The sequence below is a fragment of the Kitasatospora sp. NPDC094016 genome, from assembly GCF_040304045.1.
Lineage (GTDB): Bacteria > Actinomycetota > Actinomycetes > Streptomycetales > Streptomycetaceae > Kitasatospora.
Genome location: NZ_JBEOUK010000014.1, coordinates 120,768 through 144,543, shown reverse-complemented (window position 1 = coordinate 144,543; position 23,776 = coordinate 120,768). Strand labels below are relative to the sequence as shown.

20 protein-coding genes are annotated in these 23,776 nt (G+C 71.3%); 10 read left to right on the top strand and 10 right to left on the bottom strand.

Features of this window, described 5'->3' with window-relative positions; all coding sequences use genetic code 11:
- Positions 1–7: 7 nt before the first annotated feature.
- Entirely contained in the window at positions 8–1,216 is a 1,209-nt protein-coding gene (locus ABT015_RS16190; protein ID WP_350879669.1) for a glycoside hydrolase family 113, read from the top strand.
- A 3-nt stretch (positions 1,217–1,219) separates the two neighbouring features.
- On the opposite strand, the gene ABT015_RS16185 is transcribed toward ABT015_RS16190, so the two are convergent.
- Together ABT015_RS16185 and ABT015_RS16180 are read right to left on the bottom strand one after the other, a co-directional pair.
- Positions 1,220–3,331, bottom strand: a complete 2,112-nt coding sequence (locus tag ABT015_RS16185) for an SGNH/GDSL hydrolase family protein (RefSeq protein WP_350879668.1) — start codon at positions 3,329–3,331, stop codon at positions 1,220–1,222.
- A gap of 191 nt (positions 3,332–3,522) precedes the next feature.
- Positions 3,523–4,017: a GNAT family N-acetyltransferase gene (locus tag ABT015_RS16180; protein ID WP_350879667.1), complete on the bottom strand. Its 495-nt coding sequence runs from the start codon at positions 4,015–4,017 to the stop codon at positions 3,523–3,525.
- Positions 4,018–4,414: 397 nt separating this feature from the next.
- Here ABT015_RS16180 and ABT015_RS16175 point away from each other — a divergent pair, with 397 nt between their 5' ends.
- Positions 4,415–5,374, top strand: coding sequence for a helix-turn-helix domain-containing protein (locus tag ABT015_RS16175; RefSeq protein WP_350879666.1), 960 nt, complete (start codon positions 4,415–4,417; stop codon positions 5,372–5,374).
- Positions 5,375–5,470: 96 nt separating this feature from the next.
- Here ABT015_RS16175 and ABT015_RS16170 read toward each other — a convergent pair whose 3' ends face one another.
- The 4 genes from ABT015_RS16170 to ABT015_RS16155 all read right to left on the bottom strand — a co-directional run bounded on the left by ABT015_RS16170 (position 5,471) and on the right by ABT015_RS16155 (position 9,447).
- Positions 5,471–6,259: a histidine phosphatase family protein gene (locus ABT015_RS16170; protein ID WP_350879665.1), complete on the bottom strand. Its 789-nt coding sequence runs from the start codon at positions 6,257–6,259 to the stop codon at positions 5,471–5,473.
- A 155-nt stretch (positions 6,260–6,414) separates the two neighbouring features.
- Positions 6,415–8,028 carry a monocarboxylate uptake permease MctP gene (gene mctP, locus ABT015_RS16165; protein WP_350879664.1) on the bottom strand — a complete coding sequence of 538 codons (1,614 nt, stop codon included), beginning with the start codon at positions 8,026–8,028 and terminating at the stop codon, positions 6,415–6,417.
- Positions 8,025–8,291 (bottom strand): DUF3311 domain-containing protein, encoded by a 267-nt coding sequence (locus ABT015_RS16160; protein ID WP_350879663.1) that lies wholly within the window; start codon positions 8,289–8,291, stop codon positions 8,025–8,027. The genes mctP and ABT015_RS16160 overlap by 4 nt, the downstream gene beginning before the upstream one ends.
- A gap of 364 nt (positions 8,292–8,655) precedes the next feature.
- Entirely contained in the window at positions 8,656–9,447 is a 792-nt protein-coding gene (locus ABT015_RS16155) for a GntR family transcriptional regulator (RefSeq protein WP_244293370.1), read from the bottom strand.
- 337 nt (positions 9,448–9,784) lie between these two features.
- Between ABT015_RS16155 and ABT015_RS16150 the strand changes: the two genes are divergently transcribed.
- The 7 genes from ABT015_RS16150 (at position 9,785) to ABT015_RS16120 (ending at position 19,552) form a co-directional block, all read left to right on the top strand.
- On the top strand, positions 9,785–11,077 hold the full coding sequence (locus tag ABT015_RS16150) for an extracellular solute-binding protein (RefSeq protein ID WP_350879662.1): 1,293 nt from the start codon (positions 9,785–9,787) through the stop codon (positions 11,075–11,077).
- Between the two features lie 90 nt (positions 11,078–11,167).
- On the top strand, positions 11,168–12,196 hold the full coding sequence (locus ABT015_RS16145; RefSeq protein WP_350879661.1) for a carbohydrate ABC transporter permease: 1,029 nt from the start codon (positions 11,168–11,170) through the stop codon (positions 12,194–12,196).
- Positions 12,193–13,020, top strand: a complete 828-nt coding sequence (locus ABT015_RS16140; RefSeq protein ID WP_350879660.1) for a carbohydrate ABC transporter permease — start codon at positions 12,193–12,195, stop codon at positions 13,018–13,020. Before ABT015_RS16145 ends, ABT015_RS16140 begins: the two co-directional genes overlap by 4 nt.
- 5 nt (positions 13,021–13,025) lie before the next feature.
- Positions 13,026–14,579, top strand: a complete 1,554-nt coding sequence (locus tag ABT015_RS16135; RefSeq protein WP_350879659.1) for a glycoside hydrolase family 3 protein — start codon at positions 13,026–13,028, stop codon at positions 14,577–14,579.
- 431 nt (positions 14,580–15,010) lie between these two features.
- Positions 15,011–16,306: an extracellular solute-binding protein gene (locus ABT015_RS16130; RefSeq protein WP_350879658.1), complete on the top strand. Its 1,296-nt coding sequence runs from the start codon at positions 15,011–15,013 to the stop codon at positions 16,304–16,306.
- A gap of 184 nt (positions 16,307–16,490) precedes the next feature.
- Positions 16,491–17,549: an SIS domain-containing protein gene (locus tag ABT015_RS16125; protein WP_350879657.1), complete on the top strand. Its 1,059-nt coding sequence runs from the start codon at positions 16,491–16,493 to the stop codon at positions 17,547–17,549.
- 482 nt (positions 17,550–18,031) lie between these two features.
- Positions 18,032–19,552: a sensor histidine kinase gene (locus ABT015_RS16120; RefSeq protein ID WP_350879656.1), complete on the top strand. Its 1,521-nt coding sequence runs from the start codon at positions 18,032–18,034 to the stop codon at positions 19,550–19,552.
- 504 nt (positions 19,553–20,056) lie between these two features.
- On the opposite strand, the gene ABT015_RS16115 is transcribed toward ABT015_RS16120, so the two are convergent.
- Both ABT015_RS16115 and ABT015_RS16110 read right to left on the bottom strand, forming a co-directional pair.
- A complete protein-coding gene (locus tag ABT015_RS16115; RefSeq protein WP_014138019.1) occupies positions 20,057–20,308 on the bottom strand; it encodes a WhiB family transcriptional regulator in 252 nt (83 codons plus the stop codon).
- A gap of 383 nt (positions 20,309–20,691) precedes the next feature.
- The gene (locus ABT015_RS16110) at positions 20,692–21,663 is read right to left on the bottom strand and encodes a diacylglycerol/lipid kinase family protein (protein WP_063347858.1); all 972 of its coding nucleotides are present in this window, start codon (positions 21,661–21,663) and stop codon (positions 20,692–20,694) included.
- Between the two features lie 50 nt (positions 21,664–21,713).
- Here ABT015_RS16110 and ABT015_RS16105 point away from each other — a divergent pair, with 50 nt between their 5' ends.
- Positions 21,714–22,142, top strand: coding sequence for a hypothetical protein (locus tag ABT015_RS16105; protein WP_350879655.1), 429 nt, complete (start codon positions 21,714–21,716; stop codon positions 22,140–22,142).
- A gap of 48 nt (positions 22,143–22,190) precedes the next feature.
- On the opposite strand, the gene ABT015_RS16100 is transcribed toward ABT015_RS16105, so the two are convergent.
- Both ABT015_RS16100 and ABT015_RS16095 read right to left on the bottom strand, forming a co-directional pair.
- Positions 22,191–23,195, bottom strand: a complete 1,005-nt coding sequence (locus ABT015_RS16100; protein WP_350879654.1) for an RNA polymerase sigma factor SigF — start codon at positions 23,193–23,195, stop codon at positions 22,191–22,193.
- A gap of 159 nt (positions 23,196–23,354) precedes the next feature.
- Complete coding sequence (locus ABT015_RS16095; RefSeq protein WP_350879653.1) at positions 23,355–23,765, bottom strand: ATP-binding protein; 411 nt, start codon at positions 23,763–23,765, stop codon at positions 23,355–23,357.
- Positions 23,766–23,776 lie beyond the last annotated feature (11 nt).

Genomic DNA, 23,776 nt, shown 5'->3' with positions numbered 1-23,776 from the left:
CACCGCTGTGAAGCGCCCCGCCATCTTCATCCTGCCGACCGTGGTGGTCGCCGTCACCGTCGCCGTCCCGGTGGTCTGGGGGGACCACCCGCTCAAGTTCGTCCACCAGCGCCCGACCGCCGTGCACTGGGCCGGCTCCGCGACCGAGCAGGGCCGGGTCTGGGGCTTCGGCAAGGACGCGCCGCCGGCCGAGGACACCGGCCCCAAGGTGGCCCGCCCGTGGGCCGAGGGCAGCCCCGAGTGGGGCGTGCAGGTGTACTGGCTGGACGATCCGGCGGACCCGGACAACTTCGTCCAGGGCAAGGTCGACCGCATCGTCAAGTACGTGGTCGGGCTGAACGCCAACTCCCTGTCGGTGACCTTCCCGTACTACACGACGGGCACCAGGTCGAACGCCGTGGCCGCCCGGCCGACCACCCCCACCCCGGAGCGGCTGGCCCTGCTGCTGGACGCCGCCCACCGGGCGGGCCTGCGCACCACCATCCGTCCGATCATGGACGAGGACGTCTTCGACTACCTCAACACCCTCAAGTGGCGCGGCAACATCGCGCCGACCGACCGGGACGCCTGGTTCGCCAGCTACGCCGCCTTCCTGGCGCCCTACCTGAAGACCGCCCAGGAGCACTCGGTGGCCGAGGTCACCATCGGCACCGAGTTCAACTCGCTGGAGGGCGACCCGCGGTGGCCCGGTCTCATCGACCAGGCGCGGAAGGCCTTCCACGGCGAGCTGGTGTACGACGCGAACTTCGACAACTGGTCCAAGGGCCCGATAGCGGTCCCGGCGGACGGCACGGGTGTGGACGCCTACCCGCCGGCCAGGTCGGCCGGTGACGACGCCCCGGTCGCCGACCTGAAGGCCAGCTGGAACGCCTGGCTCGACAAGCGCGGCAGCGGTCCGCAGCCGACCACCAAGCTCACCGAGGTGGGCATCCCGGCGCAGAAGGGCGCCTACAAGACGCCCGGCGAGTACTACAAGAAGACCGAGCTGAACGAGGTCGTCCAGGCGACCTGGTTCACCGCGGTCTGCCAGGTGGCGCAGGAGCGCAAGCTGCGCGGGCTGTACTTCTGGTCGCTGTACTTCGGCATCGACCCGAACCTGCCGACCAACCAGGACACCCCGCGGATGGACTACGCCGGGCGGCCGGCCTCCGAGCGGGCGATCCGCGACTGCTTCGCGCAGACCTACGAACTGCCGCCCTCCCGGGCTCCGGGCTAGGCCCTAGGGAGTGGGCCGGCCGGGCTTGGTCGAACTCGGTTGGCCCGTGGGCTTGGTGGCCGTCGGAGTCGGCGTGGGGGTGGGCGTGGGCGTCGGTGTAGGTGTCGGTGTCGAGGCCGGCGTCGGGGCGGCCGTGGGCGGCCCCGCCGGCGGTCCGGTCAGTCCGTCCGCGATCTGCTGCTCCAGCCACGGCGTCACGAACCGCATGCCGGCCGGAGTGAGGTGCACCCCGTCGTTGGCGGGGGTGACCCAGTGGCCGTCGCGGTCCTTCCACGCGCAGGTCTCGTACGGGCAGAAGAAGGTGTCGAGGTCGACCAGCCGGACGGCGCCGGCGGTGGTCTTCACGTAGGCGGCGACCTGCTGGTCGTAGCAGGTGCCCCAGCCCTTGTTGATGGCGCCGTTCTCGACCCGTTCGTTCATCAGCAGGACCCGGGCGCCGGGCGCGCGGCGACGGACCTGGTCCACGGCCTGGGTGAGCTGGGCGGTGTAGCGGCTCCGGTAGTCCTCCTCGCAGGGGCTGAGCCAGGTGCCGTCGAGGTACTGCTCGGCGGCGTCCCAGCCGAGGTGGATCACGACGGCCTGCGGGGCGGCGCCGGTGAGCTGCCGGTCCCACGCGGCGGCCCGGTCGCGGCACTCCCGGCTGGTGTCGAACTCCTCGCCGGAGGTGGTGCGCACCTTGTCCGGATCGAACACGCCGCAGCCGCTGATCCCGCCGTCGACCACCCGGTAGCGGTCGCCGTGCCGGTAGAGGCCGGTGGCGAGGTCCTGGGCGAAGGAGTCGCCGAGGACGAGGACCGCGGGCTTGCCGCTCGGCCCGGACCGCATGTCGTACTGGACCCAGGCGGGCAGGTACCAGGCGCCGGTGGTGGCCACCGCCGTGGCGACGGCCAGCAGCGGGACGGCCGGGAAGGCCCGCCAGCGCAGCACCCGCAGCTTCTCGGTGCCGGTGTGCATCAGCCAGGCCAGCACCCAGGAGAGCGGTGCGCCGACGGCGAGCAGCAGTTGCGGCGAGATGTCGTCGACGTAGTGCTGGAGCAGCCAGTACACCGGCAGGTGGAGCAGGTAGAGGCTGTAGGAGATGGTGCCGGTGAGCCGCAGCGGGGGCAGCGACAGCAGCCGGACCAGCGGGCCCCGGTGGTGGCAGAGCGAGGCGGCCAGGACGGCGGCGAGCGCCGCGACCACGGCCAGCCCGCCCTGGTAGAGCAGCGGCTCGTGGTAGCCGCTGACGGACAGGCTGGCCCAGACCAGGCCGCCGAGGGCCGCCGTCCCGAGCAGGGCGGGCGCCAGGCCGCCGGCCGCCGCGGAGCGGTCGAGCAGGCGCCGCCGGGAGCGGGTGGCGCCGCCGTCGGGGGCCGCCGCGCGGACCTGGCGGCGCAGCCGCAGGTAGACGGCGAAGGCGGCGGTGGCGCCGGCTGCGAAGCCGACCGCGCGGGTCTCGGTGCCGAGGTAGAGGCGGTCGCTGTTGTCGCCGTTCCACATCAGCGGGGCGGCGAGCGCGGCGACGGCGAACAGCCCGGCGGTGACGACGCCGGTCGCGCGCAGCGAGCGGCGGCAGAGGCCGAAGACCGCGAGCAGCAGCAGCGGCCAGAGCGCGTAGAACTGCTCGGTGATGCTGAGCGACCACATGGCCGCGAGCGGGTCGATGGAGGCGAAGTGCTGCCAGTAGGCGTCGCCGCGGGCCAGCTGGGCCCAGTTGGCGACCTGGCCGAGCGCGGCGAGTGCCTGCGGGCGGAGGTCCCTGACGTCCCGTAGCGGGCTGACCAGTGCGGACAGCGCGACGACGAGGAGGACGGTGGCGAGCAGTCCGGGCAGCAGCCGCTTGGCCCGGCGGCGGTAGAAGACGCCGAGCCGGATGCCGTCGGTGCGGTCCAGTTCGCGGATCAGCACCAGGGTGACCAGGAAGCCGGAGAGGACGAAGAAGACGTCCACGCCGAACAGGCCGTTCTGGAACCAGTTGGTGTGGTAGAGCAGGACGGAGGCGATGGCGAGGCCGCGCAGCCCGTCGACCGCCGGGAAGCGGACGGAGGGCGGCAGCGGCCCGCGCGGCCGGGGCACGGGTGCGGGGATCGCGTAGCGGCTGGTGGCCGGCGGCTCGATGCCCCGGGACGTGCGCATGTCCTGGAGCGTGGGGCCGCTCGCGGGCGTGCCGAGGCCGGGCCCGTCCTCCATGTGGTGCGTCCCCCCGGGATCGGTCGGCCGCCGCCGCGACGTGGCATCGGACGTGATCTGTGGTTTATATCAAAAGACGTCCGTTGATCGTCTGTCATCACCGGGGAGGAGCGGGGCCGACGACGCCCCGGCCGGGCTCAGAACGCCAGGCTGTAGACCATCAGGTCCATGCCCGGGTACGGGGACCAGTCGCGCTCGGGGGTGCGGCGGAAGCCGGTCCGCTCGTAGACGCGGTGGGCGGCGGTCATCTGCGGGCGGGTGGAGAAGGCCATGCCGTCCAGGCCGAGTTCGCGGCTGCGGGCGATGGTGGCGCGGACCAGGGCCTCGCCGACGCCGCGGCCGCGGGCGGCCGCGGCGGTGGCGAGCATCCGGATCTCGCCCTCGCGCGGGCCGGCTATGTCGGCCCACTCGGTGCCGCCGACGGCGTAGGTCACGCAGCCGAGGACCCGTCCTTCGGCCTGGTCGACCGCGACCAGGAGCTCGGCCTCCCGGGCCCGGCGGGCGGTGTCGCGCAGGAGCTCGACGTAGCTGCTCTCGGGCGAGGTGTGGCCGTCGCCGACGAAGGCCTCGACGGTGATGCGGCCGGCGTCGTCGAGGTCCTCCGGAAGGGCCTGGCGGATGAGGATGTCCATCCCGTCAGTGTGCCGGAACCGTCCGGGGTGATGATCTCCGGGGTGGCCCGGACCGGGAGGGTGGCCGGGTCGGCGGAGGGGCGCAGCGAGGCGGCGGGCATGGTGCCGTACAGCCGGTCCAGGCGTTCCGGGCCGGCCGGGTAGCCGCCCGGGCGGTGCCAGTTGTCGCGGCCGGCGGCGGCGCCGCGGGCGACCTCCCGGCCGATCAGGGTGCCGAGCAGGCCGAAGCCTGCGACGGCCCCGACCAGGGCGATTGCGCTTGCGAGAGTCCCGGTGTCCATGGCTCCACTCTGGCCGGGCGGCGCGGCGGCCACGAGTGGCAGGAATGACTGATCTCCTCGAAAAACTGCCACCCGGCCCTTCCACCGCCGGGGCCCGCCGGGGCATCCTGGGCGGCATGCTGAAGAACGTGGTCGCGGTGGTGCTGGAGGAGATCCACCCCTTCGAGCTCGGTGTCGCCTGCGAGGTCTTCGGCCTCGACCGCACGGCCGACGGCCTGCCCGGGTACGACTTCGCGATCGCCGGCGCCCGCCCCGGGCCGCACACGACGCACTCCGGGTTCGCGGTGGACGTCCCGCACGGCCCCGAGCGGCTGGCCGGGGCCGACCTGGTGGTGGTCACCGCGACGACGATCCGCCCGGAGTACCCGGAGCCGCTGCTGGCGGGGCTGCGCTCGGTGGTGGCGGACGGCGGCAGGGTGCTGTCGATCTGCAGCGGCGCCTTCGTACTCGGCGCGGCCGGGCTGCTGGACGACCGCCGTTCCACCACCCACTGGCGGCACAGCGAGGACCTGGCCCGGCGCTTCCCGCGGACCGTCGTCGAGCCGGACGTGCTGTACGTGGACGACGACCCGGTGATCACCTCGGCCGGGACGGCCGCCGGCATCGACGCCTGCCTGCACCTGGTGCGCAAGGCGCAGGGCGCCGAGGTGGCCCGGGGGATCGCCCGCCGGATGGTGGTGGCGCCGCACCGGGAGGGCGGGCAGGCCCAGTTCGTGAGCCGCCCGCTGCCCGGCGGCGACGGCGACTCGCTGGCGCCGCTGCTCGACTGGATGCGCCACCACCTGGACCGGGACTGCACCGTCGAGCAGTTGGCCGCCAGGGTCCACATGTCCCCGCGCACCTTCGCCCGCCGCTTCCAGCAGGAGACCGGTACGACGCCGCACCGCTGGCTGACCGGACAGCGGGTGCTGCTCGCCCAGCGGCTGCTGGAGTCCACCGCCGAGCCGGTGGACGCGATCGCCGCCCGCTGCGGCTTCGGCAACGCGGCCGCGCTGCGGCACCACTTCGGGCGCCGGCTGGGGACCACGCCGCTGGCCTACCGGCGCTGCTTCGCCGGCCCGGACGAGGGGGCGTGACCGGACGAGGGGGCGTGGCCGGACGAGCAGGCGTGGCCGGACGAGCAGGCGTGGCCGGACGAGCAGGCGGGCCGGACGCGGGGGTGCGGCGGCTCGTCAGTTTCCCGGGGCGAGGTGGTCGACGCTGTTCCAGCGGTCCGGGTGCAGCCGCCCGTCCTGGGCGCGCCACAGGCTGGTGGAACAGTTGCGCACCGGCGCGAGCGCGGTGAGCCGTTCCTCGGTGAGCCGCTCCAGCACGTAGCGCAGCATCAGCACCGTGCAGTCGTGCGCGACCAGCAGGACGGCCCGCCCGGCCTCCTCCTCGCAGACGTCCCGCAGCAGGCTGCGCACCCGCAGCGCGACGTCGGCCCAGGACTCGCCGCCGGGCGGCCGGTAGTACAGCTCGCCCATCTTGCGCCGCCGGGCGGACTCCTCCGGGTGCTTGGCCTCGATCGCGGCCCGCGTCAGCATCTCCAGGACGCCCAGTTCGCGGTCGCGCAGCCGTTCGTCGTGGCGCACGGCGAGGGTGACCGGGACGGCGCCGAGCCCGGCGGCCTGGGCGAGCGCGATCCGGGCGGTCTCGGTGGTGCGCACGTACGGCGAGCACCAGACGCTGCGCGGGCGGTCGGCGCTGGGCAGGGCGGCCCACCAGCGGCCGAGCGCCTGGGCCTGCTGCTGGCCGTGCGGCGACAGCGGGATGTCGGCGTCCCGGCAGCTGATCGGGACGCTGAGCGCGCCGGCGGCCTCGGCCAGCTGGAACTCGACGTTGGCGGTGGACTCGCCGTGCCGGGTGGCGATCAGCACGGACGGCAGCCGGGTGGCCGACGCCGGGCGGTGGGTGGTGAGGTGGTGCGGGCTCTGGGTGGACTGGTGCTGGCCGTTGAGGGTGGTGCCGAGTTCTGCCATGGCCGCGTGCTCCCCGTGGGTCGATCAGTTGCCGGCCGGTCGCCGGTCCGGTCTGGTGGTGCCCTGCGAAGGCGGCTGTTCATACATATGATCGCGCCGCCTTCTCCAGTGTTCACGGAGAGGGCGGCGCGATCACAGGGCGCGTGCGGCGCGAATCAGTGCGCCGCTACGGGCTCCGGCGCGTTCTTCGGCTCCTCGTCGCCGGCCTCGGCGCTGTAGTCGGCGGGCCTGGTCTCGTCCGGGCCCTCGGGCGCCTTGACCGCGCGCAGCACCAGGGTGAGCGCCACGGCGACGATCAGGTTGAGCGCGAAGGCGGTCAGGCCGATGTAGCCGATCTCGCCGATGCCGGGGATCGCGGCCGCGTTGCCGCCGAAGTGCTTGGTGGCGGGGCTCGCGATGCCGTAGGCCTTCCAGGTGCCGTAGGCCATGCCGGCCGCCCAGCCGGCGAACAGCGCCCAGTGGTGGAACCAGCGGGTGAACAGGCCGCCGACGATCGCCACGAAGGTCTGCAGGATCCACAGGCCGCCGAGCAGCTGGAGGTTGATCGCGGCCTGCTTGTCCATGCCGAGCACGAAGACCAGCGCGCCGACCTTCACCAGCAGCGAGACCAGCTTGGCGATCCGGGTCTCGTCGGCCGGGGTGGCGGCGGGCTTCAGCCACTCCTTGTAGACGTTGCGGGTGAACAGGTTGGCCGCCGCGATCGACATGATGGCGGCCGGCACCAGCGCGCCGATCCCGATCGCCGCGAAGGCCACGCCGGTGAACCAGTCCGGGAACATGTCGGCGAACAGCTGCGGCACGGACAGCTGGGCGTTGAACTTCTTGTCGCCCTTGCCGACGCCCGCCGCGATGGCCATGAAGCCGAGCAGCGCCAGCAGGCCCAGCATCAGTGAGTACGCGGGCATGATCGCCATGTTGCGGCGCACCGTGCCGCGGGATTTGGAGGCCAGCACGCCGGTCACCGAGTGCGGGTACATGAACAGCGCCATCGCCGAGCCCAGCGCCAGCGTCGCGTACGTCCACTGCTTGTCGCCCGGGAGGGTCAGCGAGCCGGCGGACTTGGGGGCGCTGAACTTGTGCGCGGCCGCGTCGAAGATGTGCCCGTAGCCGCCGAGCCGGATCGGGATGTAGATCACCGCGACGATGATCACGATGTAGATCAGGGCGTCCTTGACGAAGGCGATCAGCGCCGGGGCGCGCAGCCCGGAGGAGTAGGTGTACGCGGCCAGCACGCCGAAGGCGAGGAACAGCGGCAGGTCCTTGACGAACCAGTTGGCGTTCTCGCCGCCGCCGACGCCCAGCACGTCCAGCACCGCCTGGATGCCGACGAGTTGGAGCGCGATGTACGGCATGGTGGCCAGGATCCCGGTCAGCGCGACGACCAGGGAGAGCGGCCGCGAGCCGTACCGGCCGCGGACGAAGTCGGCGGGGGTGACGTACCCGTGCACCCGGGAGACCGACCACAGCCGGGGCAGGAAGAGGAAGACCAGCGGGTAGGCGACGATCGTGTACGGCACCGCGAAGAAGCCCGCCGCACCGGTCGCGTAGACCGCGGCCGGGACGGCGACGAAGGTGTACGCGGTGTAGAGGTCGCCGCCGAGCAGGAACCAGGTGACCCAGGTCCCGAAGCTGCGGCCGCCCAGGCCCCACTCGTCCAGGTGCGCCGCGTCGTCCGCGCGCCGCCAGCGGGCGGCGAGGAAGCCCATCACGGTGACCAGGACGAAGAACAGCACGAAGACCGTGAGGGCCGGCACGTTGACGTGGCTCATCGCGCGCCACCCGCCTTCCGCGCCGCCTTGCGGGCCTTCTCGTCCCGGTTGATCAGCAGGTACGCGGCCACGGTGAACACCGCCGACACCGGCACCCAGAGCAGCTGGTACCAGTAGAAGAACGGCACCCCGCCGACGCCGGGGTCGGTCTTGTCGTACGAGGACACCCACAGCATCGCGACGATCGGCACGAGCAGGGCGAGCCCGGCCAGCACCCGTTCGGGGGTCACGGCGGGCACCCGGTCCCCGGGTGGCTCGGGCATGACAGGTTCGACGGTATCGGGATCAGACGGCATCTTCGGCTCCGCTCCGGAGGGTTCTCCCCGTCGGCGCCGCAGCCCGCGGGGCACCGCACGCCCCCGCGAACCCGCCGAGCAGCACCATCGGTGATCGACAGTCAGTACGGCTGCGCAATCTAGGGCATGGAGTGATCCATGTCACCGGGGTCGGTGCAACTTCCCGCCATCCGGACGGCATCCGGTCGCATTCGACCGGTACTGCCCCTCCCGTGACGCGAACGGGCACCGGCGCGCGGGTCGCGCGCGCCGGTGCCCGTGGTGCGCGGGGGGAGTGCCCCGCCCGGACTGCCTCGCCCGGACTGCTCCGCCCCGCCCTGCTCCGCCCGGACTACTCGGGGCGCTTGAGCCGGGTGATGAACTTGTAGCGGTCGCCGCGGTAGATCGAGCGGACCCACTCCACCGGGTCGCCGTCGGCGTCGAAGGAGTGCCGGGAGAGCTGGAGCATCGGCAGCCCGAGGTCGGAGCCGAGCAGGCCGGCCTCGCGCGGGTTGGCGAGGGTGGTCTCGATGGTCTCCTCGGCCTCGGCCACGGTGACCCCGTACACCTCGCGCAGCGCCGCGTACAGCGAGTTGTGCTTGGCGAGGTTGCGCCGCAGCGCGGGGAAGCGCTTGGCGGACAGGTGGGCGACCTCGATGGCCATCGGGTCGCCGTTGGCCAGCCGCAGGCGCTCGATCCGCAGCACCCGGCCGCCGGGCTTGATGTCGAGCAGCGGGGCGAGCCGGTCGTCGGCGGTGATGTAGCCGATCTCGATCAGCCGCGAGGCGGGCTCCAGGCCCTGGGCCCGCATGTCCTCGGTGTAGGAGGTGAGCTGGAGGGCCTGGGCGACCTTGGGCTTGGCGACGAAGGTGCCCTTGCCCTGGATGCGCTCCAGCCGGCCCTCGACGACCAGTTCCTGCAGCGCCTGGCGCACGGTGGTGCGGGAGGTGTCGAACTGGGCGGCCAGCGCGCGCTCGGGCGGGACGGGGGTGCCGGCGGGCTGGGTCTCGGTGAGCTGGAGCAGGTGGCGCTTGAGACCGTAGTACTTGGGGACGCGTGCGGTCGGGTCGGCGCCGGCCTGCGTCGGGAGGTTTTTCACCTCGGGGTCGTTGACCTGGGCGGTGGTTCCCCCGTCGCTGCTCATCGGACCTGTTCTCCCGCTTCTCGCGGCGCCTTTACGGGCCCCGCCACATAGTTAACGGGTGACATCGTTGCATGTATGGCTACGGAACGAATACCTCATCACGCGATGAACGATGTGCGGTGTCGGCTTGATAACGGGTGGTCCGGATCGGTCGAACAGCCGTTGACAGGCCCATTGGTCTAGGCCAAGCTCCAGGCATCTGGTCTACACCACTAGGCCGGACACTATGAATCCCCCCACCCGCTCGAAGGGGTCCGCGGCACCTTTCCCCCCGCTTTACGTGGGTCTGCCGCTGCCGCCCGACGGGGGTAACCCAGGCATCCCTCAGGAGGATGGCGTGAAGCGTCAGCTCATCGCGGCGGTCGGCGTCGCAGCAATGGTCGTCGGCCTGGCGGCCTGTGGCTCGGACGGCAAGAGCAAGGACAACGCCGGTTCGAACTCGTCGTCCGCGGCGGGCGCCAAGAACTACAGCGGCAAGACGCTGAAGGTGTGGCTGATGACCGGCTCCGCCCCGAAGGGCTGGACCGACGCGGTCAAGAGCGAGTTCGAGACCACCTACCCGGGCTCCAAGGTCGACTTCCAGATCCAGGAGTGGGACGGCATCGGTCAGAAGGTGACCGCCGCGCTGTCCGAGGGCTCGGTCGACGTCGTCGAGCTCGGCAACACCCAGACCTCCGGCTACGCCGCCTCGGGCGGCCTGCTCGACATCACCAAGGACAAGTCCGCCCTGGGCGGCGACGGTTGGAACGCCAACCAGAACGAGGCCGCCCAGCTGGACGGCAAGCAGTTCGCCGCCCCGTGGTGGGTCTCCAACCGCGTCGTCGCCTACAACAAGGACCTCTGGGCCAAGGCCCAGCTGACCGACGCGCCGAAGACCCTGGACGAGTTCTACGCCGACCTGGACAAGCTGAAGGCCACCGAGGGCGTCGTCGACCCGATCTACCTGCCGGGTCAGGAGTGGTACACCTACTTCGGCCTGCTCACCGGTGAGGGCGGCAAGATCGCCAAGAAGGACGGCGACAAGTGGGTCGGCGGCCTGTCCTCGCCCGAGGCGCAGAAGGCCTTCGAGACCTACAAGAAGCTGCAGGGCTACTCGGCCACCGGTCCGAAGGACAAGGACGAGGCCACCCCGCAGCAGAAGGACGTCTTCGGCAAGGGCAACGTCGGCACCATGATCGCCCTCGGCTGGGAGCTCCCGGCGGAGAAGGACATGGCGAAGGACAAGATCGGCTTCTTCCCGCTCCCGGGCAAGACCGCTGACAAGCCCTCCGGCGTCTTCCTCGGCGGCTCGAACCTGGCGATCGGTGCGCAGAGCAAGAACACCGACATGGCCAAGGACTTCCTGAAGATCGCCCTCAACGACAAGAACGAGGGCGCGGTCGCCGCCGCCGGCAACATCCCGAACAAGGCGGCGCTGAACAGCCAGCTCACCGGCGACTTCGCGAAGGCCGCCCAGTCCGCCTCGGCGGTCGGCGCGGTCACCCCGATCACCCCGAACTGGGCGAGCGTCGAGGACAAGCCGAACCCGATCAAGGAGTTCCTGACCGCCGCCCTCCAGGGTGGCGACTACGCGGCCACCGCGAAGAAGTACGACGACGAGATCGCGAAGCGGCTCAACCAGAAGCAGTAGGCACCGAGCGGCGTCGCTCACCGACCCCCGGCGGGGGGTCGGTGAGCGACGCCTGTCCGTCGTGGTTCGGGTTGTGAGGAAGTGAGAACGATGGCTGTGCATTCGGAGCGGGTGCAGACGCAGTCCCCGGATTCAGGGAAGGCTGCCGTGGCCGGAATTGAGACGAGTGCCGCCGGTGGTGGCGCCAACGGCACCCCCCGCAAGGGCGCCAGACCCGCGGGCGGGCCGAGCCTCGGCGCACGCCTGGCACCGTACCTGCTGCTGCTGCCCGCCACTGTGGCGACCGTCGCCCTGCTCGGCTGGCCGCTGGTGAAGACGGTCCTGCTGTCGTTCCAGAACCTCAACAAGCGCCAGTTCGTCCAGCACCTGACCGAGTGGAACGGCTTCGACAACTACAAGGATCAGCTGACCGACCCGGACTTCTGGGCGGTCACCGGGCGCACCGTCGTCTTCACCCTGGTCAACGTCGTGCTGATCATGGTCGGCGGCACCCTGATCGGCCTGCTGCTCAACCGCCTCGGCAAGCGGATGCGGCTGCTCCTCTCGGTCGGGCTGCTGATGGCCTGGGCGATGCCCGTGGTCGCCGCGACCACCGTCTACACCTGGCTGTTCGACCAGCAGTGGGGTGTCGTCAACTGGTTCCTGGACAAGCTGGGTTGGCACGCGATGGCCGACTACAACTGGATGAGCGACCAGTACTCGACCTTCTTCGTGGTGATCCTGCTGATCGTCTGGCAGTCGGTCCCCTTCGTGGCGTTCAACATGTACGCCGGACTGACCACCATCCCCAAGGAGCTCTACGAGGCCGCCCGGATGGACGGCGCCGGCGCGTCCAAGATCTTCGGCTCGGTGATCTTCCCCAACCTGAAGCCGTTCTTCCTGGCCACGACGTTCCTGGAGATCATCTGGGTCTTCAAGGCCTTCACCCAGGTGTACGCGATCAACGGCGGCGGCCCCGAGAACCTGACCCGCACCCTGCCCGTGCACGCCTTCCTGGAGGGTTCGTCCGGGCAGCACTACGGCATCGGCTCCGCGATCGCGGTGCTCACCATCCTGATGCTGGGCGCGATGATGGCGTACTACTTCCGCATCATGATCAAGCAGGAGGACGAGCTGTGAGGCGCTCGCTCATCGGACGTACCTGGCCGAACGTGATCGCGGTCGTCCTCTTCGTCTTCTTCATCTTCCCCGTCTACTGGATGATCGCGACTGCCTTCAAGCAGGACAACGACATCATCAGCAAGACGCCGGTCTTCATCCCGTTCAACGGGACCCTCGACCACTTCACCACCGCGATCAACGCGCCCAACTTCTGGACGTACGTCACCAACAGCCTCATCGCCACCATCGGCGCGGTGCTGATCTCGCTGGTGATCGCGACCCTCGCGGCCTTCGCCATCGCCCGGATGAAGTTCCGCGGCCGCAAGGCCTTCGTGCTGGTCGTCATGGTCGCGCAGATGGCGCCGTGGGAGGTCATGACCATCGCGGTCTACATGATCTCGCGCGACAACGAGATGCTGAACAGCCTCGTGCCGCTGACCTTCTTCTACATGATGATGGTGCTGCCCTTCACCATCTGGACGCTGCGCAGCTTCATCGCGGCGGTGCCGAAGGAGCTGGAGGAGTCGGCCATGGTGGACGGCTGCACCCGCTCCCAGGCCTTCGTGAAGGTGATCTTCCCGCTGCTGGCCCCCGGTCTGATGTCGACCTCGCTGTTCGGCTTCATCACCGCGTGGAACGAGTTCCCGCTCGTCCTGATCCTCAACAAGGAGGAGGGCAAGACCCTCCCGCTGTGGCTGTCGTCCTTCAAGACCGCCTTCGGCAACGACTGGGGCGCCACCATGGCGGCGTCCACGATGTTCGCCATCCCCGTGCTGATCCTGTTCGTCTTCCTGCAGCGCAAGGCGGTCGGTGGACTGACCGACGGCGCCGTGAAGGGCTGAGAAACGTGAGCATCCTCGTCCCCACCGCCCCGGTCAGCGACCAGCTGCACCGCGACGCCCTGACCGTCCTGCAGCCCGGCTTCGTCGGCACCGAGCCGCCGCAGTGGCTGCGCCGCCACCTCGCCGCCGGGCTCGGCTCGGTCGCGCTGTTCGACCGCAACGTGGTCGACCTCGACCAGCTCGCCAAGCTCACCAAGGCGCTGCGCGAGGAGAACCCCGACCTCCTGATCGCCATCGACGAGGAGAGCGGCGACGTCACCCGGCTGGAGGCGGGCTCCGGCTCGTCCTGGCCCGGCAACCTCGCGCTCGGCGCGATCGACGACCCGGCGCTGACCCGGGACGTCGCCCGCGAGCTGGGCCGGGCGCTGGCCGCGGCCGGCGTCAACTACAACTGGGCGCCCACCGCGGACGTCAACTCCAACCCGCGCAACCCGGTCATCGGCGTCCGCTCCTTCGGCGCCGACCCGGAGCTGTGCGCCCGGCACACCGCCGCCTGGGTGGAGGGTCTCCAGTCGGCCGGCGTGGCCGCCTGCTCCAAGCACTTCCCCGGCCACGGCGACACCGCCGTCGACTCGCACCACGGGCTGCCGGTCATCGACGTCGACCTGGACGTGCTGCGCTCGCGCGACCTGATCCCGTTCCAGGCGGCGATCGCGGCCGGCACCAAGGCCGTGATGACCGCCCACATCATGATCCCGGCGCTCGACCCGAAGCTGCCGGCCACCCTCAGCCCGCTCGTGCTGCGCGACCTGCTGCGCGCGGCCCCGGCCGACGGCGGCCTCGGCTACCAGGGCCTGATCGTCAGCGACGCGATCGAGATGGGTGCCATCGCCGACACCTTCGGGATGGGCGACGGCACCGTGCTGGCCCTGGCGGCCGGCGCGGACGCGATCTGCGTCGGCGGCGGGCTGGCCGACGAGGAGACCGTGCTGATGCTGCGCGACGCCATCGTGGCGGGCGTGCGGGCCGGCGTGCTCTCCGAGGAGCGGCTGGCGGACGCCGCCGCCCGGGTCCGCTCGCTCGGCAGCTGGGGCCGGATCTCGGCCCAGGGCGAGCGGCCGGAGCCGGACCTCGCGGTCGGCCTGCGGGCCGCCCGCCGGGCGCTGAAGGTGGTCCGGGAGCCGGGCCACGAGCCGCAGCCGGTGTCCGAGCGTCCGTTCGTGGCCTCGTTCTCGGACGAGCCGAACATCGCCGTCGGCGACGTCACCCCGTGGGGCGTGGCCGGCATGCTGGCCGACCGCTTCCCCGGCACCCGCACCCGCGCGGTCTCGGCGGCCGAGGCCGCCCCCGAGCTGCTGGACGCCCTGGTCGCCGAGCTGGTGGCCGGCGCCGAGGGCCGCCGCCTGGTGCTGGTGGTCCGGGACGCGCACCGGCACGCCTGGATGTCCGCCGCGCTGGGCCGCCTGGTGGCGGCCCGGCCGGACGCCGCGGTGGTCGAGATGGGGCTGCCGCAGTCCGAGCCGGTCGGCGCGCTCTACATCGCCACCCACGGCGCCGCCCGGGTCTGCGGGCTGGCGGCCGTGGAGGTGCTCACCGGGCAGCCGGGAGCCATCGGCTGAGACCGAGGGGGGCGTCACCGGGAGTGTCCGGGAGGCGTCGGCCGACGGGCCCGTCATGCGCATGTCGCATGGCGGGCCCGTTCCGTTTCCCCGCCGTTGACCTGCGGATTCACCAGGTGACCGTGCTCCCTCAAGTGGGCCTTAAATCCACCTTAAGTCCCACTTAGGGTGACGGTACGGCGACTGATCGCCACGGGGTACAACAGCTCTGCAACGGCCGTGGCGACGAGGCCATTTGGCCGTTGACACCACCTATGGTCTAGGCCAGAGTCCAGTCATCCGGTTCGAAATTCAACCTCACCGGATGTGGTATCGGCCCTCCCCGAAGCTCTTCGCCCCTGCCCGGACCCTCCGTTGCGGGCGCCATCACGCTGGCGGCGGGCAACACGGCTCTAGCACCCTCGGAGGATGGCGTGAAGAAGCGTCAGCTCATGTCGACGTTCGGAATCACTGCGCTGGCGATCGGGCTGACGGCCTGTTCATCGGCCGGTACGGCGTCGAAGGACGGCAAGAGCCCCGGCGCCGACCCGAAGGCCGCGAGCGGCACCGTCACCGTCTGGCTGATGGACGACGCCCAGAAGAACTGGCCCGACCTGGTGCAGCAGGTCAACGACCAGTTCGCGGCGAAGTACCCGAACGTCACCCTCAAGCTCGCCTACCAGGGTTGGGCCGACAAGGTGACCAAGCTCGACAAGGCGATCGCCGACGGCTCCGCGCCCGACGTGGTCGAGCTCGGCAACACCGAGACCATGAAGTACGTGCTCTCCGGCGCGCTGGCCCCGGTCGACCGGACCACCTTCGACAACTCCGACAGCTGGATCAAGGCGCTCGCCAACACCTGTACGTACCAGGACAAGCTCTGGTGCGTGCCCTACTACGCCGGCGCCCGGGTCGCCATCTACAACGCCTCGACCTTCCAGCAGGCCACCGGCAGCGCCGAGTTCCCCAAGACCGAGGCCGACCTGACGGCGGCCCTGGACAAGGTCGCCGACAAGAACAAGGCCGACAAGAGCTACTCCGCGCTCTACCTGCCCGGCCCGTACTGGTACGCCGCGATGAGCTACGTGGCCGCGTACGGCGGCAGCATCGCCAAGTTCGACAGCTCCGGCAACTGGCACGGCACCCTGCACGACGCCAAGTCCCAGCAGGGCATCAGCCACTTCGTCGACCTGGTCCGCAAGTACACCAAGGGCGACCTGACGGTGAACGAGCAGAACCAGTTCGAGTCGATGGCCCGCGGGCGCGCCGGGTCCTTCTACGGCAACGGCTACGAGGCGGCCAGCGTCGTCGCGCCGGGCACCGGCGACCCGAGCCTCAAGGACACCGTCAAGATGGCCACCATGCCCGGCCCGGACGGCAAGCCGCTGCCCACCTTCATCGGCGGCTCCGACCTCGCGGTCACCGCCAAGTCCGCGCAGGTCGAGCTGGCCAGCGACTGGGTGCGGATGTTCACCAGCACCAAGTCCCAGCAGACGCTGGCCGACAAGGACATCCTGCCGAACAACCTCACCCAGCTGAACCCGCTGAAGAACAAGCCGACCACCGCCGCGGCGGCCAACGCGGTGCCGGACGCCTGGTTCACCCCGCTGGCCCCCGGCTGGGGCGCGATCGAGAAGCAGAAGATCCTGCCCGACATGCTGACCGGCATCCTCAAGGGCAAGTCGGTGGACCAGGCCACCAAGGAGGCCGACGCCGCGATCGACCAGCTGATCAACAAGGCGTCCTGACCCCGCGCCGCCGTCGAAGTCCCGTCCCGTCCGGGGCGGGCCTTCGGGTGTGCCCGCCGGGGGCGGCCCCCGTAGGATTGCGGCAGGAAACCACCGCAGCGAGTGTGCGGACTCGCCGCCGTAGAGGTCCCCGCCGGGCAACCTGCCCGGAGGGGTCGAACCATCTCATCGGAGGCACATCCTGATGTCCGACCCGCAGACTGTTTCCGTTCCCGGCCGGATCATGGCGGCGGAGATGGCCGAGCAGCCGGCCGTCCTCCAGCGCATCCTCGACGAGGGTGCCCCGAAGATCCGCCAGATCGCGGCCGAGATCGCCGCCCGCAGCCCTCGCTTCGTCCTGCTGACCGCGCGCGGCACGTCCGACAACGCGGCGCTGTACGCCAAGTACCTGATCGAGATCCTGCTCGGCAAGCCGGCCGGCCTGACCTCGATGTCCACCACCACCGCGTACGGCGCCAAGCCGGACCTCACCGACGTCCTGGTCGTCACCGTCAGCCAGTCCGGCGGCTCGCCCGACCTGGTGGCCTCCACCAAGGCCGCCCGCGAGGCCGGCGCGATCACCCTCGCCGTCACCAACAACGCGTCCTCGCCGCTGGCCGAGGTCTCCGAGTTCCACATCGACGTGCTGGCCGGCCCGGAGAAGGCACTGCCCGCCACCAAGACCTACACCGCCGAGCTGCTGGCGCTCTACCTGCTGGTCGAGGGCCTGCGCGGCGGCGACGGTGCGGCGGCCAAGGACCTGCCCGGCCTGGCCGCCGGCGTCCTGGCCCGCCACGCCGAGGTGAGGGCGCTGGCCGAGCGGTACCGCTTCGCCCAGCGCCTGGTCATCACCTCGCGCGGCTACGGCTACCCGACCGCCCGCGAGGCGGCGCTGAAGCTGATGGAGACCACCTACATCCCGGCCTCCCCGTTCTCCGGCGCCGACCTGCTGCACGGCCCGCTGGCCATGGTGGACAACGTCTCGCCGGTCATCGCGATCGTCCCGGACGGCAAGGGCGGCGAGGCCCTGCAGCCGGTGCTGGACCGCCTGCGCGGTCGCGGCGCGGACCTGGTCGTGGTCGGCCAGCAGGCGCAGGTGGACGCCGCCTCGGCCGGCTTCGCGCTGCCGGCCGGCGTGCCGGAGGAGGTCCAGCCGATCCTGGAGATCCTCCCGCTGCAGCTGCTGGCCTACGAGGTCACCATCGCCCGCGGCCAGGACCCGGACGCCCCGCGCGCCCTGGCCAAGGTCACCGAGACGCACTGAGGCGCGGCGCCACGCGATCGGGCCCCCGTCCACAGCCTGTGGACGGGGGCCCGACTCGTCGAGCGGCGGAACATGGCTTCGGCGGGGGAGCGCCCGGAACGCGTCGCGCCCCCGGAACGCGTCGCACCCAGCGCTCGGCGCACCCGGAAAGCACTACGGGCCACGGCGCCGACACGGGACCCTCAACCCATGCGGCACCGCAGCCCGGAGCTGTCGTCGGTCGCCGGAGTCGATCGAGAACTGTGCGGGGTCCTCGTTCGGCGGCGTCCGACCGAGGAAAGGCCTCGCGCGGTCAGGGCAGTTGCGCGGTGGGCCTCTCCTTGGTGCCCTTTCATTGTGGACTAGACCAATCTGGGTTGTCCAGGCCGCTCCGCAAATTGGTCTGGACAACTTCGGGCAGTGGGCTCCGCCGCAGGCCCGGCGCGTGATCCGTTCCCCGGTCCGCCGCGCCCCGCCCCGACCGGCGGCGCTACCCTCGCCATGTGCCCTCGCTGAACGAACTCGTCCGCCGCCACACCACCCTGACCGGGGCCGATGTGGAATGGCTCCACATGCTGGTCTCGGAGTGGCAGCTCCTCTCCGACCTCTCCTTCGCCGACCTGGTCCTGTGGATCCCCACCTGGGACGGCATCCGCTACGTCTCGGTGGCGCAGATGCGGCCCAACACCGGCCCCACCTCGTACCAGGACGACATGGTCGGCCACCTCGTCCCGCGCGGGCGCCGACCGCTGCTGGACGCCGCCTTCGACGAGGGCCGGATCGTGCGCGAGGGCGACCCGGAGTGGCGCGAGGAGGTGCCGGTCCGGGTCGAGTCCATCCCGGTCCGGCGCGAGGGCAAGGTGCTCGGGGTGATCGCCCGCAACACCAACCTGCTGACCGTCCGCACCCCCAGCCGGCTGGAGCTCACCTACCTGCAGAGCGCCTCCGACCTGGCCCAGATGATCGCCGCCGGCAGCTTCCCCTTCCACGGCGTCGAGCAGATCGACATGGACGCCGCCCCCCGGGTCGGCGACGGCCTGATCCGGCTCGACGCGGACGGCATCGTCACCTACGCCAGCCCCAACGCCCTGTCCGCCTACCACCGCCTCGGCCTCACCACCGACCTGGTCGGCAGCCACCTGGGCCGGGCCACCGCCGAACTGGTCCCGCCCTCACGGGCGGCCGTGCACGAGGCGCTGGTGAAGCTGGCGAGCGGCTGGGCGCCGCGGCAGACCGAGGTCGAGGTGCAGGGCGGGGTGGTGACCCTGCGGGCCATCCCGCTCAAGCCCAAGGGCACGCTGACCGGTTCGCTGGTGCTCTGCCGGGACGTCACCGAACTGCGCCGCCGCGACCGCGAGCTGATGACCAAGGACGCCACCATCCGGGAGATCCACCACCGGGTGAAGAACAACCTGCAGACCGTCGCCGCCCTGCTGCGGCTGCAGTCCCGCCGGATGGAGTCGGAGGCCGGCCGGGCCGCGCTGGACGAGGCGGTGCGCCGGGTCGGCTCGATCGCGATCGTGCACGAGACGCTGTCCCAGGCGCTGGACGAGCAGGTGGCCTTCGACGAGATCGCCGACCGGGTGCTGGCGATGGTGATGGAGCTGTCCCAGGACGGCCGGGTGGCGACCCGCCGCAGCGGCAGCTTCGGCATCCTGTCCGCCGAGGTGGCCACCCCGCTGTCGATGGTGCTGACCGAACTGCTGCAGAACGCGCTGGAGCACGCCTTCGGCCCGTCCGCCTCCGGGAACCTGGAGGTCAGCGCGCTGCGCGGGCGGGCCCCGGCGACCGGGGCGGGCTGGTCGGACAGCTGGAACGGCGGTGCCCGGCCGGAGGAGTTCCTGCTGATCACGGTGCAGGACGACGGCCGCGGCATGCCCGAGGGGTTCGACCCGCAGACGGCCGGCAACCTCGGTCTGCAGATCGTCCGCACGCTGGCCACCGGGGAGTTGGGCGGCACCTTCGACATGGTGGCCGGTCCGGACGGCGGCACCAAGGTGGTCCTGGAGATCCCGGTCCGCTGATCCGCCGACCGCCCGGTCCGTGGTGCGGTCCGTGTGCGGTCCGCGGAAAGGTGCATCGAGGCGCGCGGTGGGGGCGCGCGTTCGGAGAAGACGCCGGGTGCCCACCTCGCGAGCCCGGCGCGGGCCGGCCCGCGCGAGGGCGTGCCAGGGTGTGTGCGCGCCGGGGCGCGCACACAAACCGGGGCGCGAAAACAGAAACGAGGCCCTGTCGACCGGGGGGGGGTGGGTCGACAGGGCCTCTCAACCCGTTCCGGCCGTCGGGGGGAGTCGGCCGGAACGGGGGCTCTGGGTGGTGCGACACCTCGCCCGTGCGTTGCACACGGTGAGCGCCACAGCTCCACGATATTGCTCTAAGTGAACAGTATCAAGTGGCTGGACGGTCCGGTGTCGCGGGACCTCGCCAGGCAAGGCCCTTTGTGCGGAAGGCTTCACCAGGAGGTGCAGGGAAGCCTTTGATCATGTGTTGATCGGTGTTTCGGTTACTGCTGGTGTTACGGCGTGTGATCAGGCGGTGCGGGCGCGGTTGCGGGCGGCACGGCGCTTCATCGCGCGACGCTCGTCCTCGCTCATACCGCCCCAGACGCCGGCATCCTGGCCGGTCTCAAGAGCCCACTGCAGGCACTGCTCCATGACCGGACAGCGGCGGCACACGGCCTTGGCTTCCTCGATCTGCAGCAGAGCAGGACCGGTGTTCCCGATCGGGAAGAACAGCTCCGGGTCCTCTTCGCGGCAGACAGCGCGGTGGCGCCAGTCCATGGTCGTCCAACTCCTCCTGCCGGCGGGGGTCACCCGGTCGGCATAATCGATGGCTTGTGAATGTGGCTTGTGAATGTGAACGCTTTCACGAATCCCGCAACAGCAAAAGAGACCAAAGGCCCGCCGGGGCCCGGGTGGTCTGTGCTAGGGAGGGATTCGGCGATTCGAGGGACGCCCCGCGGTCGACACCCGCCAGGTTCTGAGGTTGCCGTCGCTGCGATGCGTCCCGATCGCCATGTAGAGGTTCGCAAACCTCGGGCCCGGATACAACCCCCTTCAGGGAGGAATTTTTGATTCTTCGGTGTCGCCTAGCTCACAGCCAGTACTTCTATGGAGTGAAGGGGGCTTGTGCGTTCGAGAAGAAGGGTGAAACCCCCTTCCGGTCACACAATCACACGCAGTGCCCGCCGTACGCCTGTGAAACTGACGCGACTCCTGTCTCCAAGGTGGTCCCCGTCAACCTGGAACGGGGCCGGTTCCTCTGAAACCAAGGTGAAGTGTCTGACGTCGTGATAGGAGACGACGTGCTTGCCGGACGGGCCGGCCGGCGGGGCGCCTTCGCTCGAAGAGGCGTACGACCGCAGGATCTGACGGATCGTTCGGACGGTGCCGAACGCCGTCATCCGGGTGATCCCGAAGACGTCGAGATCGGTGTCGAAGGAGGCGAGCGGTGAGGGGTACACCGGGCGGTTGCCGAGGAACGTCCACGGCGAGGTGTTGCTGACTATGGCCAGGGCCAGGCCCGGCACGCCCTCGCGGCCCGGTAGTTCCAGGGCCACCGGGCCGGAACGACGCTGCTCACGCTGGGTGACGTAGTGCCGCAGCGCCTGCCCCACGTAGAGCGCGTGGGTGGACTTGCGCCCCAACCGGCGCTGTTCCTCGACCCGGCCGACCACCCCGGCGTCGAAGCCCAGGCCGGCGGTGAAGGTGAACCAGCGGTCCGGCAGTCCGTCGGTCATCGCCTTGCCCAGGCCGACCGGCCGCTCGCTCCCGTGCTCCAGCGCGTACAGCAGGGCGCCGGTGGCCTCCACCGGGTCGTTGGGCAGGCCCAGCGCGCGGGCGAACACGTTGGTCGAACCGCCCGGCACCACGGCCAGTCGCGGGACCTTCTCGCCCGGGCCGTGCGTGAGCAGCCCGTTCACCACCTCGTTCACGGTGCCGTCGCCGCCGAGCGCCACCACCAGGTCGACCGTGCCGTCCTCCGAGGCCTCGCGGGCCAGGTCGCGGGCGTGGCCCCGGTACTGCGTCTCGGCCACCTCCAGCTTGAGGTCGCTGCGCAGCGCGTGGATCAGTACGTCCCTGGTGCGGCCACTGGTGGTGGTGGCCTTGTGGTTCACGACCAGGAGAGCGCGCATGGGGAAAGCCTACGGGTCGGTACGGACCAACCGGCGGCTACCCTGCTGGAGTGACCGCAGAATCCTCCGCACCTGTACCCACGGCGGCCCCGGCCCGCCCCCTGCCGCTGACCGTGGGCGCCGCCATCACCGCCCTGGAGGGCGCCGCGCTGGCCGTCGTCGGCGTCTGGGACATGGTGTCCGCGCTGTCCGGCCAGTCCAAGCAGCTCGCCCTGAACGAGTTCGGCGGCCTGGTCATCGTGCTGCTCGGCGTGCTGCCGGTGCTGGCCGCCCGCGCGCTGCTCAAGGAGCGCCGCTGGGGCCGCAGCCCGGCCGTGCTCACCAACTCGATCTGCCTGCCGATCGGGTACTACATGCTGCAGAGCGGCGGCGCGATGATCGGCGTCGGCGTGCTGGTCGGCCTGCTCGGGCTGGTCGGCATCGGCGCGCTGCTGAGCCCGAAGTCGACGGAGGCCCTGTACGCGTCGCACGAGGGCTGAGCGCACAGGGCCTCCGGGGGCCGGCCGCCGGCTGGGCGGCCGTCAGTCCTACTCCTCCACCAGGAGCTTCTCCCGCAGCTGGGCCAAGGTCCGGGCCAGCAGGCGGGACACGTGCATCTGGGAGATCCCCACCTCGGCGGCGATCTGCGACTGGGTCATGTTCCGGAAGAACCGCAGCACCAGGATCTTCTGCTCCCGGGGCGGCAGTTGGGCCAGCAGCGGCTTGAGCGACTCGCGGTACTCGACGCCCTCCAGCGCCTCGTCGGTGGCGCCGAGGGTGTCCGCCACGGCCGGCGACTCGTCGTCGCTGTCCGGGACGTCCAGGGACAGCGTGGAGTACGCGTTGGCGGACTCCAGGCCCTCCAGGACGTCCTCCTCGGAGATCCCCAGGTGCTCGGCGAGCTCGTGCACCGTGGGGGAGCGCCCGTGCCGCTGGGAGAGCTCGCTGGTCGCCGTGGTGAGCGACAGCCGCAGCTCCTGGAGGCGGCGCGGCACCCGGACCGCCCAGCCCTTGTCGCGGAAGTGCCGTTTGATCTCGCCGACGATGGTCGGCGTGGCGTAGGTGGAGAACTCGACCCCGCGCTCGTGGTCGAAGCGGTCCACCGACTTGATCAGGCCGATGGTGGCGACCTGGGTCAGGTCGTCCAGCGGCTCGCCCCGGTTGCGGAACCGCCGGGCCAGGTGCTCGACCAGCGGGATGTGCATCCGCACCAGCTGGTTGCGCAGTTCGACGCGCTCCGGGGAGCCGTCGGGCAGCGCGGACAGCCGGACGAACAGCGCGCGGGCCGCCTCGCGGTCCGGCGCGCCCGAGCGGTGCGGGGCCGGGGCCGGCGCCTGGACGGGCACCGCGGTGCGCAGGTCCGCGGCCTCGTCCGCCGGATCGGACGGGGGCGGGGATGCGGGCGACGGTTCAGACGTCGGCTCGGTCGGGTGGCTCATCCGGTGGGCGTCCTTCGGGTGCGCATCGTCGTTGGCGGCGAGGCCAGGAACGCTCGCCTGGGTCGGTACGGCAGGTCCCGCCGTCGCGAGGCCGGTACGGTCCAGATCACTCACGGCCATTCCCCCGTTCCGTTCCGGGAGCACCGGGGCCCTCGGGCCCCGGCATCGTCTCGTTGGTCGTACCGCGTGGGGGGCGGTACCGGGCGCCGCCCGCCCGGCCCCTGATCGGGGACCCGGCGGACGGCCCTTGTGCGGTGCTGGTCGACGCCCCGGCTAGTGGGCGACGGGGCCGCCGCGCTTCTTGTGCAGGCTGATCGACACGGTCTTGTCCTCGCCGACCGAGGAGTCGACCTCGCCGGCCAGGGCGGAGAGCACCGTCCAGGCGAAGGTGTCCCGTTCGGGCGCCTTCCCGTCGGTGGTGGGGGCGGCGACGGTCACCTTCAGCGAGTCGCCGACCAGCCGGAACTCGCAGGTCAGGACGGAACCGGGCACCGCCTGCTGGAGCAGGATGGCGCAGGCCTCGTCGACCGCGATCCGCAGGTCCTCGATCTCGTCGAGGGTGAAGTCGAGCCGTGCCGCCAGGCCGGCCGTCGCTGTTCGCAGGACCGAGAGGTAGGCACCCGCCGCGGGCAGCCGGACCTCCACGAAGTCCTGCACTCCGGGCTCGCCGTCGATCTGGGACACCCTCACCTCCT

What these genes read in the sequence shown, in the direction of transcription:
- ABT015_RS16185 (WP_350879668.1), bottom strand. Translation starts at nt 3,331, where the DNA reads ATGCGCACGTCCCGGGGCATCGAGCCGCCGGCCACCAGCCGCTACGCG.
- ABT015_RS16180 (WP_350879667.1), bottom strand. Translation starts at nt 4,017, where the DNA reads ATGGACATCCTCATCCGCCAGGCCCTTCCGGAGGACCTCGACGACGCC.
- ABT015_RS16175 (WP_350879666.1), top strand. Translation starts at nt 4,415, where the DNA reads ATGCTGAAGAACGTGGTCGCGGTGGTGCTGGAGGAGATCCACCCCTTC.
- ABT015_RS16170 (WP_350879665.1), bottom strand. Translation starts at nt 6,259, where the DNA reads ATGGCAGAACTCGGCACCACCCTCAACGGCCAGCACCAGTCCACCCAG.
- mctP (WP_350879664.1), bottom strand. Translation starts at nt 8,028, where the DNA reads ATGAGCCACGTCAACGTGCCGGCCCTCACGGTCTTCGTGCTGTTCTTC.
- ABT015_RS16160 (WP_350879663.1), bottom strand. Translation starts at nt 8,291, where the DNA reads ATGCCCGAGCCACCCGGGGACCGGGTGCCCGCCGTGACCCCCGAACGG.
- ABT015_RS16155 (WP_244293370.1), bottom strand. Translation starts at nt 9,447, where the DNA reads ATGAGCAGCGACGGGGGAACCACCGCCCAGGTCAACGACCCCGAGGTG.
- ABT015_RS16145 (WP_350879661.1), top strand. Translation starts at nt 11,168, where the DNA reads ATGGCTGTGCATTCGGAGCGGGTGCAGACGCAGTCCCCGGATTCAGGG.
- ABT015_RS16130 (WP_350879658.1), top strand. Translation starts at nt 15,011, where the DNA reads ATGTCGACGTTCGGAATCACTGCGCTGGCGATCGGGCTGACGGCCTGT.
- ABT015_RS16125 (WP_350879657.1), top strand. Translation starts at nt 16,491, where the DNA reads ATGTCCGACCCGCAGACTGTTTCCGTTCCCGGCCGGATCATGGCGGCG.
- ABT015_RS16115 (WP_014138019.1), bottom strand. Translation starts at nt 20,308, where the DNA reads ATGGACTGGCGCCACCGCGCTGTCTGCCGCGAAGAGGACCCGGAGCTG.
- ABT015_RS16110 (WP_063347858.1), bottom strand. Translation starts at nt 21,663, where the DNA reads ATGCGCGCTCTCCTGGTCGTGAACCACAAGGCCACCACCACCAGTGGC.